General features: G+C 60.9%; 20 protein-coding genes. 8 read left to right on the top strand and 12 right to left on the bottom strand.

What is annotated here, in order from left to right:
• Nucleotides 1–8: 8 nt before the first annotated feature.
• Nucleotides 9–347 carry a DUF3565 domain-containing protein gene (locus PSH86_RS25360; RefSeq protein ID WP_109754940.1) on the bottom strand — a complete coding sequence of 113 codons (339 nt, stop codon included), beginning with the start codon at nt 345–347 and terminating at the stop codon, nt 9–11.
• Here PSH86_RS25360 and PSH86_RS25355 point away from each other — a divergent pair.
• The 3 genes from PSH86_RS25355 to PSH86_RS25345 all read left to right on the top strand — a co-directional run bounded on the left by PSH86_RS25355 (nt 316) and on the right by PSH86_RS25345 (nt 2755).
• The gene (locus tag PSH86_RS25355) at nt 316–801 is read left to right on the top strand and encodes a peptidylprolyl isomerase (RefSeq protein ID WP_003205467.1); all 486 of its coding nucleotides are present in this window, start codon (nt 316–318) and stop codon (nt 799–801) included. The genes PSH86_RS25360 and PSH86_RS25355 overlap by 32 nt on opposite strands.
• A gap of 121 nt (nt 802–922) precedes the next feature.
• Nucleotides 923–1405 carry a glutathione peroxidase gene (locus PSH86_RS25350; protein ID WP_109754880.1) on the top strand — a complete coding sequence of 161 codons (483 nt, stop codon included), beginning with the start codon at nt 923–925 and terminating at the stop codon, nt 1403–1405.
• A 246-nt stretch (nt 1406–1651) separates the two neighbouring features.
• The gene (locus PSH86_RS25345) at nt 1652–2755 is read left to right on the top strand and encodes an NADH:flavin oxidoreductase (protein ID WP_305485695.1); all 1104 of its coding nucleotides are present in this window, start codon (nt 1652–1654) and stop codon (nt 2753–2755) included.
• 118 nt (nt 2756–2873) lie between these two features.
• Here the strand turns inward: PSH86_RS25345 and PSH86_RS25340 are convergent, their stop codons facing one another.
• Both PSH86_RS25340 and cysZ read right to left on the bottom strand, forming a co-directional pair.
• A complete protein-coding gene (locus PSH86_RS25340) occupies nt 2874–4073 on the bottom strand; it encodes a glycosyltransferase family 1 protein (RefSeq protein ID WP_116833429.1) in 1200 nt (399 codons plus the stop codon).
• Between the two features lie 40 nt (nt 4074–4113).
• Nucleotides 4114–4869 (bottom strand): sulfate transporter CysZ, encoded by a 756-nt coding sequence (cysZ, locus tag PSH86_RS25335; RefSeq protein WP_109754877.1) that lies wholly within the window; start codon nt 4867–4869, stop codon nt 4114–4116.
• 310 nt (nt 4870–5179) lie between these two features.
• On the opposite strand from cysZ, the gene trxB reads away from it, so the two are divergent.
• The gene (trxB, locus tag PSH86_RS25330) at nt 5180–6142 is read left to right on the top strand and encodes a thioredoxin-disulfide reductase (protein WP_003205459.1); all 963 of its coding nucleotides are present in this window, start codon (nt 5180–5182) and stop codon (nt 6140–6142) included.
• 178 nt (nt 6143–6320) lie between these two features.
• Here the strand turns inward: trxB and PSH86_RS25325 are convergent, their stop codons facing one another.
• The 7 genes from PSH86_RS25325 to PSH86_RS25295 all read right to left on the bottom strand — a co-directional run bounded on the left by PSH86_RS25325 (nt 6321) and on the right by PSH86_RS25295 (nt 10920).
• The gene (locus tag PSH86_RS25325) at nt 6321–7571 is read right to left on the bottom strand and encodes an aspartate aminotransferase family protein (protein ID WP_305485691.1); all 1251 of its coding nucleotides are present in this window, start codon (nt 7569–7571) and stop codon (nt 6321–6323) included.
• A gap of 297 nt (nt 7572–7868) precedes the next feature.
• Nucleotides 7869–8207: a HopJ type III effector protein gene (locus tag PSH86_RS25320; RefSeq protein ID WP_305485688.1), complete on the bottom strand. Its 339-nt coding sequence runs from the start codon at nt 8205–8207 to the stop codon at nt 7869–7871.
• Nucleotides 8200–8496, bottom strand: coding sequence for a DUF1244 domain-containing protein (locus tag PSH86_RS25315; RefSeq protein WP_063324421.1), 297 nt, complete (start codon nt 8494–8496; stop codon nt 8200–8202). Before PSH86_RS25315 ends, PSH86_RS25320 begins: the two co-directional genes overlap by 8 nt.
• 104 nt (nt 8497–8600) lie before the next feature.
• The gene (folX, locus tag PSH86_RS25310; protein ID WP_003178065.1) at nt 8601–8972 is read right to left on the bottom strand and encodes a dihydroneopterin triphosphate 2'-epimerase; all 372 of its coding nucleotides are present in this window, start codon (nt 8970–8972) and stop codon (nt 8601–8603) included.
• Nucleotides 8973–9533, bottom strand: a complete 561-nt coding sequence (gene folE, locus PSH86_RS25305) for a GTP cyclohydrolase I FolE (protein ID WP_109754874.1) — start codon at nt 9531–9533, stop codon at nt 8973–8975. It lies immediately after the preceding gene.
• Nucleotides 9534–9553: 20 nt separating this feature from the next.
• On the bottom strand, nt 9554–10264 hold the full coding sequence (gene folM / locus PSH86_RS25300; protein WP_116833426.1) for a dihydromonapterin reductase: 711 nt from the start codon (nt 10262–10264) through the stop codon (nt 9554–9556).
• Nucleotides 10265–10359: 95 nt separating this feature from the next.
• Nucleotides 10360–10920 carry an antibiotic biosynthesis monooxygenase gene (locus PSH86_RS25295; protein WP_116833425.1) on the bottom strand — a complete coding sequence of 187 codons (561 nt, stop codon included), beginning with the start codon at nt 10918–10920 and terminating at the stop codon, nt 10360–10362.
• A 210-nt stretch (nt 10921–11130) separates the two neighbouring features.
• Here PSH86_RS25295 and PSH86_RS25290 point away from each other — a divergent pair, with 210 nt between their 5' ends.
• Nucleotides 11131–12090: a MerR family transcriptional regulator gene (locus PSH86_RS25290; RefSeq protein ID WP_163856757.1), complete on the top strand. Its 960-nt coding sequence runs from the start codon at nt 11131–11133 to the stop codon at nt 12088–12090.
• 1 nt (nt 12091) lies between these two features.
• On the opposite strand, the gene PSH86_RS25285 is transcribed toward PSH86_RS25290, so the two are convergent.
• Nucleotides 12092–12697 carry a hypothetical protein gene (locus PSH86_RS25285; RefSeq protein ID WP_109754870.1) on the bottom strand — a complete coding sequence of 202 codons (606 nt, stop codon included), beginning with the start codon at nt 12695–12697 and terminating at the stop codon, nt 12092–12094.
• Between the two features lie 54 nt (nt 12698–12751).
• Nucleotides 12752–13225: a PAS domain-containing protein gene (locus tag PSH86_RS25280; protein ID WP_212801435.1), complete on the bottom strand. Its 474-nt coding sequence runs from the start codon at nt 13223–13225 to the stop codon at nt 12752–12754.
• Between the two features lie 155 nt (nt 13226–13380).
• Here PSH86_RS25280 and PSH86_RS25275 point away from each other — a divergent pair, with 155 nt between their 5' ends.
• The 3 genes from PSH86_RS25275 (at nt 13381) to PSH86_RS25265 (ending at nt 15656) form a co-directional block, all read left to right on the top strand.
• The gene (locus PSH86_RS25275; protein WP_109754868.1) at nt 13381–13836 is read left to right on the top strand and encodes a flavodoxin; all 456 of its coding nucleotides are present in this window, start codon (nt 13381–13383) and stop codon (nt 13834–13836) included.
• Nucleotides 13837–13971: 135 nt separating this feature from the next.
• Nucleotides 13972–14754, top strand: a complete 783-nt coding sequence (locus tag PSH86_RS25270; RefSeq protein ID WP_163856760.1) for a class II aldolase/adducin family protein — start codon at nt 13972–13974, stop codon at nt 14752–14754.
• A complete protein-coding gene (locus PSH86_RS25265) occupies nt 14754–15656 on the top strand; it encodes an alpha/beta fold hydrolase (protein WP_305485674.1) in 903 nt (300 codons plus the stop codon). The genes PSH86_RS25270 and PSH86_RS25265 overlap by 1 nt, the downstream gene beginning before the upstream one ends.
• The last annotated feature ends 3 nt before the right edge of the window (nt 15657–15659 follow it).

The raw sequence follows: 15659 nt of genomic DNA, 5'->3' as shown, positions 1-15659 counted from the left end.
CCGTCAATTCAGTCGCCAAGGTTATCGCTAACCGGGCCCTGCGCGCACCAGCCGCAATCAAAGGGCTGGCCTATTTTTTCAACGCGTTGCGCCGGATCCAGCACCCAGGCCCGGGACTGCCACGGCGGCTGGTGGCGCAGATGCTGGGTGTGGCCACAGGACAGCTCGGCCACCCAGTGTCCGTCCTCGTCCTGATGCAAACCCGTGACCGTCGGTCTGTTCGAGCAGGCCCGTTTGTCCGGGTTCCGTTCGCTTTCGGGCAAATCCTTGTTTAGACTTGTCCGTTCTTCATTCTTATGCAAAAGGTCTCGCCCCATGCTGATCGCCGCCAATAAGGCTGTCTCCATCGACTATACCCTGACCAACGACGCTGGTGAGGTCATCGACAGCTCTGCCGGCGGCGCTCCGCTGGTCTACCTGCATGGCGCAGGCAACATCATCCAGGGTCTGGAAAAAGCCCTGGAAGGTAAAACGGTCGGTGACGACCTGAACGTTACCGTCGAACCGGAAGACGCCTATGGCGAGTACTCCGCCGAACTGGTCAGCACCCTGAGCCGCAGCATGTTCGAAGGCGTGGATGAGCTGGAAGTGGGCATGCAGTTCCACGCCTCGGCGCCCGATGGCCAGATGCAGATCGTCACCATCCGCGACCTGGAAGGCGACGACGTCACCGTTGACGGCAACCACCCGTTGGCCGGCCAGCGCTTGAACTTCAAAGTCAAGATCGTCGACATCCGTGATGCCAGCCAGGAAGAAATCGCTCATGGTCACGTCCATGGCGAAGGTGGTCATCACCACTGATTTCTGCGCTACGCTCAAGTGACCAGTGAACTGAAAAGGCGCCATGCGGCGCCTTTTTAGTCGGTTGCTGTTAGCATCACCCATGGCTGTTTCGAAAAGATCCGCAAACCTGGAGTTCGTCATGAGTGCTTTTCACGACCTTAAACTCAAAGCCCTGGATGGTCAGGAGCTTGCTCTGGCACCGTTCAAGGGGCAAGTCGTGCTGGTGGTCAACGTCGCCTCCAAATGTGGCCTGACGCCTCAGTACGCGGCGCTGGAAAATCTCTATCAGCAATACAAGGCCAAAGGCTTTACCGTCCTGGGCCTGCCCTGCAATCAGTTCGCCGGGCAAGAGCCCGGGACCGAGCAGGAAATCCAGGAGTTTTGCAGCCTCAACTATGGCGTGACGTTCCCGCTGTCCAGCAAGCTGGACGTGAACGGTCATGATCGTCACCAGTTGTACCGCTTGCTCGCGGGCGAGGGGGCCGAGTTTCCCGGGGACATTACCTGGAACTTCGAAAAATTCCTCCTCGGCAAGGACGGCCGGGTGTTGGCGCGATTCTCACCGCGCACGGCGCCGGATGATCCTGCCGTGATCCAGGCGATCGAAAAAGCGCTGAGCTGAAGCCAGGCACTGGACTTCGTGGCGAGGGAGCTTGCTCCCGCTCGGTTGCGCAGCAACCGCAAAAAAGGGGCCGCTACGCAGCCCAGCGGGAGCAAGCTCCCTCGCCACAGATGTCGCATTGAGCCATCGCCTCACTGCTCCCTTTTGATCCTTAATCATTCAAATCAATAGTGCTACCCAGCGCTGTCCATGCTCCATATTATCGTCGTCATATCCGACCTGTGACTTCGTCCCGTGGAGTGCCTCATGCCTGCAAAAGCCCTGTTCAAACCTTTCCACCTCGGCGCGTTCGAGTTGTCGACCCGGGTGGTGATGGCGCCGATGACCCGTTCCTTTTCGCCCGGTGGCGTACCCAATGCCAAGGTGGTCGAGTATTACCGTCGCCGCGCGGCGGCTGGGGTCGGCCTGATCATCACCGAGGGCACGACGGTCGGGCACAAGGCTTCCAACGGCTACCCGAACGTGCCGCATTTCTATGGCGATGCGGCTTTGGCCGGCTGGAAGAAAGTGGTGGATGCAGTGCACGCCGAAGGCGGCAAGATCGTTCCGCAGTTGTGGCATGTGGGCAACGTGCGCCGCCTTGGCATCGAGCCGGATGCCAGCGTGCCGGGTTATGGCCCGAGCGAGAAACTCAAGGACGGCCAGGTGGTGGTCCACGGCATGACCCAGACCGATATCGACGAGGTCATCGCTGCGTTTGCCCAAGCGGCAAAAGATGCCCAGGGCATCGGCATGGACGGCGTGGAAATCCACGGTGCCCACGGCTACCTGGTGGACCAGTTCTTCTGGGAAGGCAGCAACCAGCGTACCGACGGTTACGGCGGCACCCTGGCCAACCGCTCGCGCTTTGCGATCGAATTGATCCGTGCCGTGCGCGCCGCGGTGGGCGAGGGTTTCCCGATCATTTTCCGGTTCTCCCAATGGAAGCAGCAGGATTACACCGCGCGCCTGGTGCAGAGCCCCGAAGCCCTGGGCGAATTCCTCAAGCCGTTGTCCGACGCCGGCGTGGATATTTTCCATTGCTCGACACGGCGCTTCTGGGAGCCGGAGTTCGACGGTTCCGAACTGAACCTGGCCGGCTGGACCCGCAAACTCACCGGCAAGCCCACCATCACTGTCGGCAGCGTCGGCCTGGATGGCGAGTTCCTGCAGTTCATGGTCAACACCGACAAAGTCGCGCAACCGGCCAGCCTGGAGAAGCTGCTGGAGCGCCTGAACAATGATGAGTTCGACCTGGTGGCGGTGGGGCGCGCGCTGCTGGTGGATCCGGACTGGGCGCAAAAAGTGCGTGAGGGGCGCGAGCAGGAGATCTTGCCATTCAGTCGTGAGGCGTTGATGACCCTGGTTTAAGCGGCGCCTTCCAGGGCCTCATCGCGGGCAAGCCTTGCTCCCACAGGATTATCAGCTGTTCACAAGTAATGTGTTCACTGAAGTCCCATGTGGGAGCAAGGCTTGCCCGCGATGCTTTTCAGCGTGGTGATACTGCTTGTGGCAACGGCAGTTCGCTCTGACAAACCCCGCGCAACTGCGCCTCGAACTGCTCGATCACCGACGCCCAGCCCTGGCGGCTGGCGTGTTGGCGGGCATTGAGCCGCACGCACCGTAAGGCCTCGCGCTCATCCAGCAACCAGCGGGCCGCGTCGCAGAAGGCTTCTTCATCCCCCGGCATTGCAAGTACGCCGTTGTAACCATGACGGATGTGTTGCGCCGCCGCGGCCTGATCGTAGGCCACCACGCCCAGCCCGGACGCCAGCGCCTCCAACACCACGTTGCCGAAGGTTTCGGTCAGGCTCGGAAAGACAAACACATCCCCGGACGCATAATGGCTGGCCAGCGCTTCGCCGCGTTGCGAGCCACAAAAGATCGCTTCAGGCAGTTCCTGCTCCAGCGCGGACCTTTGCGGGCCGTCGCCGACCACCACCAGTTTCATCCGTCGCTGCGGGAAAGCGCTGCACAGTGTGGCGAAACAGCGCTTGAGCAACCCGAGGTTTTTCTCTGGTGCCAGGCGTCCGACATGGATCACGGCGATGTCGTCGTCGCCCAGGCCCCACGCCTCACGCAGGCTCGCTGAACGCTTGATCGGATGGAACAGTTGACTGTCCACGCCGCGAGACAGCAGTGCCACGCGCTCGAAGTGGCGTCGCTCCAGTTCCAGGCGCTGGCTGAGGCTGGGCACCAAGGTCAGGCTGGAGCGGTTGTGAAACCAGCGCAGGTAATGGGTGAGCCCGCGACTCAACAGCCCGAGGCCGTACTGCTGGGTGTATTGCTGGAAGTTGGTGTGGAAACCACTGACCACCGAGATGCCCAGGCGTCGTGCCGCGCGCAGTGCCGACAAACCCAGCGGCCCTTCGGTGGCGATGTACAGTACGTCCGGACGATGGCGTTTCCAGCGCCTGAGCAGTTTGTGCATGGACGCCTGGCCCCATTGCAAACCCGGATAGCCCGGTAGCGGCCAGCCCCGGCACAGCAGCAACTGCTCGTCACTGGCCTGGCGTCGGTCGTCGACCTGGCGAGGCCGTATCAGTTCGACTTGATGCCCACGGGCACGCAGGCCGTCGTACAGGCGGCCCAGGGTATTGGCCACGCCATTGATTTCCGGCGGGAAGGTTTCAGTGATCAGGGTAATGTGCAGGGGTGTGGTCATGACCCCAGTGTCGACCGGGGCCATTTCGTCATTGTGACGCCAGGATGATGGATTTGTGACCGACTCAGCCCTGCCGGGCCAACGCGGTCTCGGCGCCTTGCTCGCGCACCCAGAACAACGTCGCCCCAGCCACCGCCGCCGGCATCATCAGGATGTTCACCACCGGGATCAGCAGCACCAGGTACACGCTGCCGCCAAAGCCCAGGCTCTGCCAGCGTTTTTCCCGCAGCCAGGCGAGCATCTCGTTCCAGCCCAGCTTGTGGTTGTCCGCCGGGTAGTCGATGTACTGGATCGCCATCATCCACACGCCGAACAGCAGCCACAGCGGTGCCGCCACCAGGTTGACCACAGGGATGAACGACAGCACGAACAGCCCCAGGGCACGGGGCAGGAAGTAGCCAAGCTTGCGCGCTTCCCGGCCAAGGGTACGCGGGATCATGGCGATCAACTCGCCCCAACTGAACGCCGGGAAGTCGTCTGTGCCGCGGACGACCACTTCGACTTTCTCCGCGAGAAAACCGTTGAACGGTGCGGCGATGATGTTGGCGAGCATGGTGAAGGTGAAAAACACCATCAGTACGACGAGCACCACGAACAGCGGCCAGAGAATGTAGCTGAGGAAACTCAGCCAGTCCGGCAGCGACGGCATCAGCGTATCGACCCACAGGCTGAACTGATGGCCGGCCAGGTAAATCAAGCCGACGAACAGCACCAGGTTGATCGCCAGGGGCAAGAGCACGAACAGGCGCAGGCCCGGGCTCAAGACCAGCTTGAGGCCTTCTCGCAAATATTGCGGGCCGGACAGGACGGGGGCGGGCATAGGTGGCTCCGAGCGAAGGTGAACGCGCCGACCTTACCGGCTTTGCCCCGCCTGGGAAAGCGGCGACATGGCGTGTAACAACGTTTCTTGCGCTGAAGGCGCCTATTGGAAGGACCGCTGGGCATAGAGCTCACCTATGAGCTGGATTGTTAAACCGTATTTCCTTAATCTTCGCTCCCTCGATACGCTGCACCCATTCTTTTTCAGGACTGTCGAAACCAGCCTTCCCCAAGTGCGTCAACGGTCCTTTTTTATTCACGCCGCTCACCCGGCGTTCCGGCCCTCAAGGTCCGGTCAACAGGAGCAGGTCATGTCTGAAGTGCGTCATTCGCGAGTGATTATTCTCGGTTCCGGCCCTGCCGGTTACAGCGCTGCGGTTTATGCGGCCCGTGCCAACCTCAAGCCGCTGCTGATCACCGGCATGCAGGCCGGCGGTCAATTGACCACCACCACCGAAGTCGACAACTGGCCGGGCGACGTCCACGGCCTGACCGGCCCGGCGCTGATGGAGCGCATGAAAGAACACGCCGAGCGTTTCGAGACCGAAATCGTTTTCGACCACATCAATGCCGTGGATTTCGCCGCCAAGCCCTACACCCTGACCGGCGACAGCGCGACCTACACCTGCGATGCCCTGATCATCGCCACCGGTGCCAGCGCTCGTTACCTGGGCCTGCCGTCGGAAGAAGCCTTCATGGGCAAAGGTGTTTCCGCCTGCGCCACCTGCGACGGTTTCTTCTACCGCAACAAGCCAGTGGCAGTGGTCGGTGGCGGCAACACCGCGGTCGAGGAAGCGCTGTACCTGGCGAACATCGCCAGCACGGTCACCCTGATCCACCGTCGCGAAACCTTCCGCGCCGAGAAGATCCTGATCGACAAGCTCAATGCCCGCGTGGCCGAAGGCAAGATCATCCTCAAGCTCAACGCGACCCTGGACGAAGTGCTGGGCGACAACATGGGCGTGACCGGTGCCCGCCTGAAAAACAACGACGGCAGCTTTGACGAGATCAAGGTTGACGGCGTCTTCATCGCCATCGGCCACACCCCGAACACCTCGCTGTTCGAAGGCCAGCTGGAACTCAAGGACGGCTACCTGGTGGTCAAGGGTGGGCGCGACGGTAACGCTACCGCTACCAGCGTCGAAGGTATCTTCGCGGCCGGCGACGTGGCTGACCACGTCTACCGCCAAGCCATCACCTCGGCCGGCGCCGGCTGCATGGCGGCCCTGGACACCGAGCGCTACCTGGATGGCCTGCAGAACGCTTCGTTCTGATCCATCCGCATAAAAAAACCGGCTTCGGCCGGTTTTTTTACTTAGGCTCCACGCAAACCTGTGGGAGCGGGCTTGCTCGCGAATGCGGTGTGTCAGTCAACACTGTGCTGGCTGATCCCCCGCATTCGCGAGCAAGCCCGCTCCCACAAGTTTTTGGTGTGATCAGAAACACCGCATTTCAGGCCAACTTAGCCAGGCACGCTTCCAGAATATCCAAGCCCTCTTCCAGCACCGCCGCCTCGGTCGTCAACGGCGCCAGCAGCCGAATGATATGCCGCGATTTACCACTGGGCATCAGCAGCAAGCCCGACTCCCGTGCCAGGGCCAGCAACTGCGTCAGTTGTGCCGAGGCCGGTGTGCCGTCGGCGTGGGCCAGTTCTATACCGCGCATCGCGCCGACGCCGGTCAGGCGGCCGAGGTAGGGCGTTAGCCCACGACGCCGCCAGGATTCGTAGCGGCTGACGATCGCCTCTTCCTGTTGCGAGCCCCAGGCGTGCAGGTTGGCGTCGGTCATTTCATCCAGGGTCGCCAGGGCGGCGGCGCAGGCGATGGGGTTGCCGGAATAAGTGCCGCCCAGGCCGCCCTTGGGCAGGTTGTCCAGCAGCGCCTTGCGTCCCACCACAGCCCCCAGAGGCACGCCGCCGGCAATACTTTTGCCCAGCAGAATCAGGTCTGGTTCGATGCCCAGTCGCGAGAACGCAAAGCGTTGGCCGGTGCGGCCGAAGCCGGACTGGATCTCATCGATGATCAGCGCAATGCCCTTCTCGTCGCAGAACTGTCGCAGGGCCTGGGCGAAGGCTATGTCCATCGCCAGGAAGCCGGCTTCGCCCTGCACCGGTTCGACAATGAAACAGGCCACGTCACTCACATCGATCTCGACGCTGAACAGCCGCTCCATGGCCTTCAAGGCCTCTTCGCAGGTTACGCCGTTGTCCTGGCTGGGGTAGGGCAGGTGATACACCGGCCCGGGCAATACGCCGACTTTCTGTTTGTAGGGCGCGACCTTGCCGTTGAGGTTGAGGGTCGCCAGGGTGCGGCCGTGAAAAGCACCGTCAAACGCGATCACAGCGGTACGGCCCGTGGCACCACGCACGATCTTCAAGGCGTTTTCTGCCGCCTCGGCGCCGCTGTTGGTGAGCATGCCGCTGACCGGGTAATCCACCGGGACAAACGTCGCCAGGCGCTCCATCAACTCAATGTAGGGGGCGTGGGGAGCGGCATTGAAGGCGTAGTGAGTCAGCCGGGTCGCTTGTTCACGGATCGCCTCGACGATGCGTGGATGACAATGGCCGAGGTTCAACACACCGATGCCGCCGACGAAATCGATGTAGCGTTTACCGTTGGTGTCCCAGACCTCGGCATTTTTGCCATGGCTGAGGCTGACGGGATGCACGATGGAGATCGACTGGCTGATGGTTTCGCTGCTCATGGATGACGGCTCGGACGGAGGAGAAATTTCCGTTATCTAAGCCGCGAGCAGAGGGGGGCGGCAAACGAAATAAAGTTGCCGGGTCAATCTTAAAAGTCGGGATGTGGTGAGGTGCCACTGACTTGGGATGTGCACTGTGGCGAGGGAGCTTGCTCCCGCTGGGGCGCGAAGCGGTCCCGAAACCTGGCAACCCGGAGTGTCAGGCAAATTGAGTTTGACTGTTTGGGGCTGCTGCGCAGCCCAGCGGGAGCAAGCTCCCTCGCCACAAAAGCGGACCCCGTCACAAAAGCGGGACGATCAGCGCCGTTGCAGCGGCTGCGCCTCGAATTGCACACCCGCCAGCCCATGGACCATCAGCGCGCGGATATTGCCGTGATCACTGCCCTCGGGCGTGGCCAGCACCGACCGGTAGTGTTCGCCAAACGCCAGCAGCGCTTCTTCATCGCTCAGGCCTTCGAGCAGGGCCAGGCCCAGGGTCTTGCACGAGCCTTCGTTCTGCCCGGCGGCGTTGTGCACGCCGCCGTTGTCGAAGGCCTGGGGCTGGTAGTCGTAGTAGGCGGCGATAAAGGCCAGGGTGTCGGCGAAGGCATGTTCGCCGCTCTTGAGGCGGGTACGCAGGGTATTGAGATCAGGCATCGGGTTTTCCTTTGGCGAACGCCGCCTGTTGTTCGGCGCTGGCTTCTTTCTGGTATTGGGCTTTCCACTCGGCGTACGGCATGCCATAGACCACTTCGCGGGCGTCGTCGAGGCTGACCTCGATCTGGCGTTCATCGGCGGCGGCCTTGTACCACTTGGACAGGCAGTTGCGGCAGAAGCCGGCGAGGTTCATCAGGTCGATGTTCTGCACATCCTTGCGGCTGTCCAGGTGGGCAACCAGCCGACGGAAAGCGGCGGCTTCGAGCTCGAGGCGTTGTTGGTCGTTCATGATGGTCTCTGACGAACAGCTTCAAGCGGCGTGCTTCAAGCTGTGGGATGGATTGCAGTGACGACAAGCTTACCGCTTGAGGGCTGCGTCTGAAAACGCGCCGCTCAGCGGCTTGCCGCAAGGGTAATCGACACCGACTCGGCGAATCGCAAGGCGTGGGGCTTGTCGACTTCGACTTCGGCGTACAGCACCGACTCGTTGGCCATGACCAGGTCGAGCAATTCCTGGGTCAGGCGTTCGAGCAGGGCGAAGCGGTTGCCTTCCACGTGGGCGATGATTGCCTTGGTAATGGTGCGGTAGTTCAGCGCATGGTCGATGTCGTTGTCGCGCACCGCCTCCTGGGCGGCGTAGAGGATGGTCAGGTTGATCAACACATCCTGCTTGTTGAGGATTTCATCCTCGTTGATCCCGATGAAGGTGCGCAGACGCAGGTCCTTGACCTTGATGCGTGCCATGGCTGGCTGAAGTTGTGGCATTTACTTGCTCCGTCGAATCAATTGCAGGAACTCCTGGCGCGTGGTGCTGGAATCGCGAAAAGCGCCGAGCATCACCGAGGTGTTCATGGTCGAGTTCTGTTTTTCGACACCGCGCATCATCATGCACATGTGCTGGGCCTCGATCACCACCGCCACGCCAGCGGCCTGGGTGACTTGCTGCACCGCGTCGGCGATTTGCCGGGTCAGGTTCTCCTGGATTTGCAGGCGGCGGGCGAACATGTCCACCAGCCGGGCGATCTTCGACAGCCCCAGGACCTTGCCCGTAGGAATATAAGCCACATGGGCCTTGCCGATGAAGGGCAACAGGTGATGTTCGCAGAGTGAATAGAGTTCGATGTCGGCGACGATGATCATTTCATCGCTGTCAGAGGCGAACAGCGCGCCATTGACGATCTGCTCGACGCTTTGTTCATAACCATGGCAAAGGTACTGCATGGCCTTGGCGGCACGAGCCGGGGTATCGAGCAGCCCCTCGCGCTCGGGGTTTTCCCCCAGGCCGATGAGGATCTCGCGGTAGTTCTGGGGCAGGGATAGCGTCATGGTGCATCCTCGAAACAAGGCTATTTGACGTGCCGCCCGCCGTTGACGGTCAGGGTCGTGCCGGTGACATAAGGGTTGTCCAGCAGATAACGCAGGCTCTGGTAGATCACTTCGCTGCCGGGTTCGATACCCAGCGCGGACTTGGCCAGGGCCTTGGCGCGGTAAGTCGCGTCGTCCTCGGGGTTGAACAGTAGCAGGGCAGGGGCGATGCCGTTGACCTTGATCGCCGGTGCGAACTTCGCCGCGAACGACAGTGTCAGGCTTTCCAGGCCAGCCTTGGTGGCGCAGTAGGCGATATGCCGGGCGCTGCCCTTGCGGGTCACGTCATCGCTGATGTGCACGATATCTGCCGGCGTTGAACGCTGCAGTAGCTCTGCGCTGTGCAGGTTGATCAGGTATGGCGCGAGCATGTGCACGCCGAACATGGCGTTGAGGGCCGCCGCTTCGCTGCCCGGACTTTCGGCCAGCCAGGCCGAGGCGTTGTGCACGATGGCGCGCAGCCGGTCGGTGTGCTGCTTGAGTTGTTCGATAAAGGCCAGGATCCCCGCTTCGCTGGATAAGTCGGCGAACAGCATCACCGCGCCCAGGTCCCGCAGCGTCTGCACGCCCGGGCGTTCGGTGCGATAGGTCGCAATCACCGGTTGCCCGTCTTCCAGCAATCGCCGGGCGCAATGCAGGCCGACGCGCTGGGCTGCGCCAGTGATCAGGATCGGAGCGGTGGCGCTGGACATAGGACGACTCGGTTCGCGGCAAGAGCAAAACTATAACAGCGCCGCAGGGTGTGTCCTATGTACAAAGGTGAATCCAGTGCTGTCTTGTGGGAGCATCAGTGATTCTGAGTCGCCGGCAACCTTCGCTGCGGCGCGCCGTTGAGCCAGTTCGCCAGCAGATGGGTCGACATCGGGATAAACAGGTAGACCATCAGCGGCGTCAGGATCAGCGTGCTGATGAACACGCGGCTCAACAAACCCAGTTCGCCCAGCAGCGGCCCCAACAGGAAATTGAACAACAGCGACACGGGAAAGAACGCGAGCCAGATGGCCACGGCCTGTTTCCAACGGGGCGGACGCTGGCCGATCGTGCCAAACCAGCCATCGATGCCACGTACCCGGTGTTCGGAGGGATGGGCAAACAGATCGCTGCCCCGTCCCAGCCAGGCCGTGCGTGAGGCGGAGTGTTCCCAGGCGTGCAGCGTCTGCTCGTCGGCAAAACGGAAGATAATCTGGAATTCATCGTCCTGGGGCGGTGGCGCGAGTACGCCGGAACCCAGGTAGCCGGGAAAATCGGTGGCCAGTTGTTCGCCTTCGCGCAACCAGGCGATCAGATCCTGATAGCGTCCATTGGCGACGCGGCGGGCAACCATCAGGGTGACGGGTGAGGTAGACATTATGCATCTCCGTAAGACAGGCGCGGCACTCCGGGTAGGAGGTTCGCGGGGGACGCCCCGGGGTGGTGGGTAGCGTCTGGTCGCCAAAAGACAGGCAAGGATTATTCCCGATTGCGCATAAAACAACAAAACCGCGCATTATCCTTGTCATGACATGTCTTGGGGGGAGTAAACTGGGATCCAATTTCCCAGCCGGAATTGTCTCCCCCAATGAGTGTGATTACAGAAGATAGCTTTGTTTTCCAGGCATCAAATGCCTTGAAACGGGAAGATCTGTTCCCCATTCGTGAAGTCGCGCGCATGACCGGCGTGAATCCGGTGACCCTGCGCGCCTGGGAGCGGCGCTACGGTTTGATCCAGCCTACCCGCACCGAAAGCGGGCATCGCCTGTACTCGTTGGGCGATATTGATAAGGTGCGCAGCATTCTGGCGTGGATCGAACGCGGGGTGGCGGTAAGCAAAGTAGGAACGATCCTGGCGAAGACCGAGTCGGTGCAACCCGTCTCCACGCTGATTTCATCCGACCTGGTCAGGGCCGATCATGCCCGTTGGCAACAACAAGTGGCGGACGCGGTGGCCTGCTTTGACGATGTGGAGCTGGATCGCGTCTACGGGCAGGTCTTTTCCACCTACACCGTCCCGGTCGTATTCCAGGACATCCTGATGCCGCTCTGGCGCCAATTGATGCAGCGTCAGCAGGCGTTCGGACAAACCAGTGAATGGGTGTTTTTCGATGGTTTCCTGCGTTCGCGCATCATCCAGCGACTCTTGTTCAAGCGCGAAGGTACGTCGCCGCGTGTCCTGGTCTGCGCCATTGCCGATCATTGCCATGAGCTGGAGTTGCTGGTCACGGGGCTGTTCCTGTCCAAGGCGGAAGTGGGCGTCAGGCTGTTATCGATCGGCCTGCCGTTCGAGGAGCTGACCTTGGTGTGCCAGAAGATCCAGCCTGTGGCATTGGTGCTGGTTTCCAATCATGCGCCGGTCCCGGACTTGCCCAAGCGCCTGGGCAAATTGGCGATGAGCCTGGATTGTCCGCTGATGCTGGCCGGTGATGCATCTGACTTGGCGCAGGAAAGCCTGATGGGCTCGTCAATCGGTTGCCTGGGCAACGAAGGAGCGGTGATGCCCCAGCGCCTGCGTCAATTTCTGGCAGGCAACCTGGATACTTGAGTTAGAGATGCATGGTTGGATGGGTCAGGCGATGTTGCTGCAGGATGTACTGGCGCAGGCGTTCCGTCTCGTCCTGGTCATTCTGGCTCAGATGGTAGGCAAACAGGCCTTGATCGGTTTCCCGTTCGAAGGTGCCTCGTAACGAAATTCTCTCGTAGCCCGATGGGCTGAACCACAAGGCAAACTGCTTCGGCGGCTTGGCACGACTGCGGTTTTCCAGCAATACGCCCTTGCAGGACACTTCGTGGACCCACAGCGGTCCCGGTTGCCCCTTGATATTTTCCAGCGCTACCGGCTCTTCGAGCGCCAGGCGCCATGGGCGAATCTTCGGTCCGTCTTCGTAGATGCTCGGCACACCCAAGCGCAGGTGCATCGCATGGAATTCGTCTTCCACCAGATGCAGCGGAAAGGTCATCTGCTGGTTTTCGAAATTGGCTTGCAGCGTAACCTGCTCATTGGCGGCCAGACGTGTCAGCAAGTCACGGATCTGCGACCCACCGTTTACCAGCAAGCTCGACGTGACATCCCGCTCGTTCAACTGCGGGTTGTGTTGCATGGTGCGGATGAAATCCAGTTCATCCTGCGTCAGGAGGGCATCGCGCTGCATGATCTGCTCGAAATGATAATTTACATTTTCACTGGTGATTGTAGTGACTGACCATTAATTCGTGGTTTTGTTTACACCGTTCGTCGCTTCAAGCCGGGCAATTGTCTCTCGTGCTTCGGCCAGCTCCCGTTCCAGCTGGGCGACGCGTTGTTGAGCCTTGACCTGGGCCGTGACATCTTTTTGCACACCCACGAAATAGGTATGCCCGTCAGTCTGGTTTTTTACCGTGGACAGCGACAACTCATTCCAGAACGGCGTGCCGTCCTTACGGTAGTTGCGCAACACCTCGCGGCAAGCACCGCCCTCTTTCAAGGCCTGGCGAATAGGCTCCAGAGAGGCTTGGTCCCGATCACCCGATTGCAGGAACCGGCAATCCTGATAAAGGATTTCGTCGCGCTGATAGCCGGTCAATCGTTCGAAGGCCGGGTTCACGTAGATCAGGATGTTGTCTTCGCCTTCTTTTTCGGCGATGACAATTCCGTCGTTCGAAGCGTTGATGACCAGTTGCATCAGTTGAGCGTTGATCATGGAGAAAATCCCCTTTGAACGTCCGTGTTGGAGCTGCATTCTAGAAGAAATCGTTAGGCTGTCCACTGGCCATTATGGCTGTCGAGAGCCATTCGCAGCCAGGCAGGTGCAACTGTTACTATCCCGGCTCTTTTTTCAGGTTCAGGATCAGATTGATGAAAGTCGCCATCCTTTCCGGCTCGGTATACGGCACAGCCGAAGAAGTCGCCCGGCACGCCGCCAAACTGCTTCGCGATGCGGGTTTTGACGCCTGGCACGACCCTCGCGCGACCCTGGCGGATGTCCAGGCATTCGCGCCAGAGGCGCTGCTGGCGGTGACTTCCACGACCGGCATGGGTGAGTTGCCGGACAATTTGATGCCGTTGTATTCGACCATCCGCGACCAATTGCCAGGTTTTTTTCGCGGCTTGCCTGGCGCGGTGATCGGCCTGGGCGATGCCAGCTATGGGGATACCTTCTGCGCCGGCGGCGAGCAGATGTGCGAGCTGTTCGCCGAATTGGGCGTGCGTGAAATACTGCCGATGCTGCGTCTGGACGCCAGTGAAAGCGTCACACCGGAAACCGATGCCGAGCCGTGGCTCGCGGAGTTGATCGACACGTTGCGCCCTTGAAGCGCAGGCGCTGACTCGTTCGGCCAGTAAGCTGGCTGCCAATGCAACTACCGCCTCTGAAAGACCTGACTAGACTGATTTTCTTGCGTACGACGTTTCGATCGATACCTATAACAAGAAAACAGGGGCAGAGCCGTGAGCGTAGCGCCTATCCAAACGACACTCAGTATCAAGGAACAGGTCAGTGCGGCCGAATGGCAAACCCGGGTGGATCTTGCCGCCTGTTATCGGCTTGTCGCGCTGCATGGTTGGGATGACCTGATCTTCACCCATATTTCCGCGAAGGTCCCCGGTACCGAAGATTTCCTGATCAACCCGTTCGGGATGATGTTCCATGAGATCACCGCCTCGTGCCTGGTCAAGGTCGATCAGGCCGGCAACAAGCTGATGGACAGCCCCTACGAGATCAACCCGGCCGGTTACACCATTCACAGCGCGGTGCATGAGGTGCGCCATGATGTGGCCTGTGTGCTGCACACTCACACCGCCGCTGGCGTGGCGGTATCGGCACAGAAGCAGGGGGTGCTGCCGATCAGCCAGCAATCGCTGTTCGTGCTCTCGAGCCTGGCCTATCACGCCTACGAAGGGGTGGCCTTGAATCACGAAGAAAAGGCGCGCCTGCAGGCGGACCTGGGCCAGAGCAACTTCCTGATGCTGCACAACCATGGCCTGCTGACCTGTGGCGGGACCATCGCCGATACCTTCCTGATGATGTTCACCTTCCAACGAGCCTGTGACATCCAGGTCCTGGCCCAGAACGGCGGGGCCGAACTGATTGCCATCGAGCCGCAGATCTTGGCCGGTGCCCGGGCGATGATCGCCGGGGTGACCAAAAGCGCCCAGGGCATGGGCGGCGCGTTGGCCTGGCCGGCTTTGCTGCGCAAGCTCGATCAACAAGACGTCGGGTATAGAAGCTGATGCCTCCGGCGCAGATTCCCCTGCGTATCTGGCGCCAGCGCAGCCAGATCTTCATGTTCCGTGGCCATGCCATCCGTTACTGGGTGGCGGGGCAGGGCGAGCCGTTGCTGCTGATCCACGGTTTCCCCACCGCCAGTTGGGATTGGCATTACCTGTGGCAACCGTTGGCGCAACGCTACCGGGTGATCGCTTGTGACATGCTCGGTTTCGGCGACTCCGCCAAGCCGACGGATCACGTCTACAGCCTGCTGGAGCAGGCCGATCTGCAACAGGCCTTGCTGGCGCACCTGAGCGTGAAGGACGAACTGCATGTGCTAGCCCACGATTACGGTGACAGCGTGGCCCAGGAGCTGCTCGCACGGCATTACGAAGCGCGCATCCGTCTTGCCAGTTGTGTCTTTCTCAATGGTGGCCTGTTCCCGGAAACCCATCGTCCGGTCCTGGCCCAGAAACTCTTGCTCAGCCCCCTGGGCTGGCTGTTGGGGCGGGCGTTCTCCCGGGAGAGCCTGGTCAGCAGTTTCCGGCAGATTTTCGGCCCCAAGACCCGCCCCACGGAAAGCGAACTGGATGATTTCTGGAGCCTGGTAGAAGCCCATCACGGTCCGCGGATCATGCATAAACTCATCAGCTATATTCCCGAGCGCCGTGTGCAGCGCGATCGCTGGGTACAGGCGATGCAGCGCGGCGATGTGCCGTTGCGGGTGATCGACGGCGCGGTCGACCCGATTTCCGGTGAGCACATGGTGGCGCGCTACGAGGCCCTGATCCCCAACCCTGACACGGTGCTGTTGCCTGACATCGGGCATTACCCGCACACCGAGGCCCCGGTGCAGGTGCTCAAGCATTACCTGGCGTTTCGCGAAGCCATCGCCGCGCCGCGCAGGCAAATGGCCTATTCCTGACGA

It is taken from the genome of Pseudomonas sp. FP2300 (genome assembly GCF_030687595.1).
GTDB classification, from domain to species: domain Bacteria; phylum Pseudomonadota; class Gammaproteobacteria; order Pseudomonadales; family Pseudomonadaceae; genus Aquipseudomonas; species Aquipseudomonas bijieensis.
The sequence above is the reverse complement of the archived record's forward strand: the minus strand, read 5'-3'. Positions and strand labels throughout refer to the sequence as shown.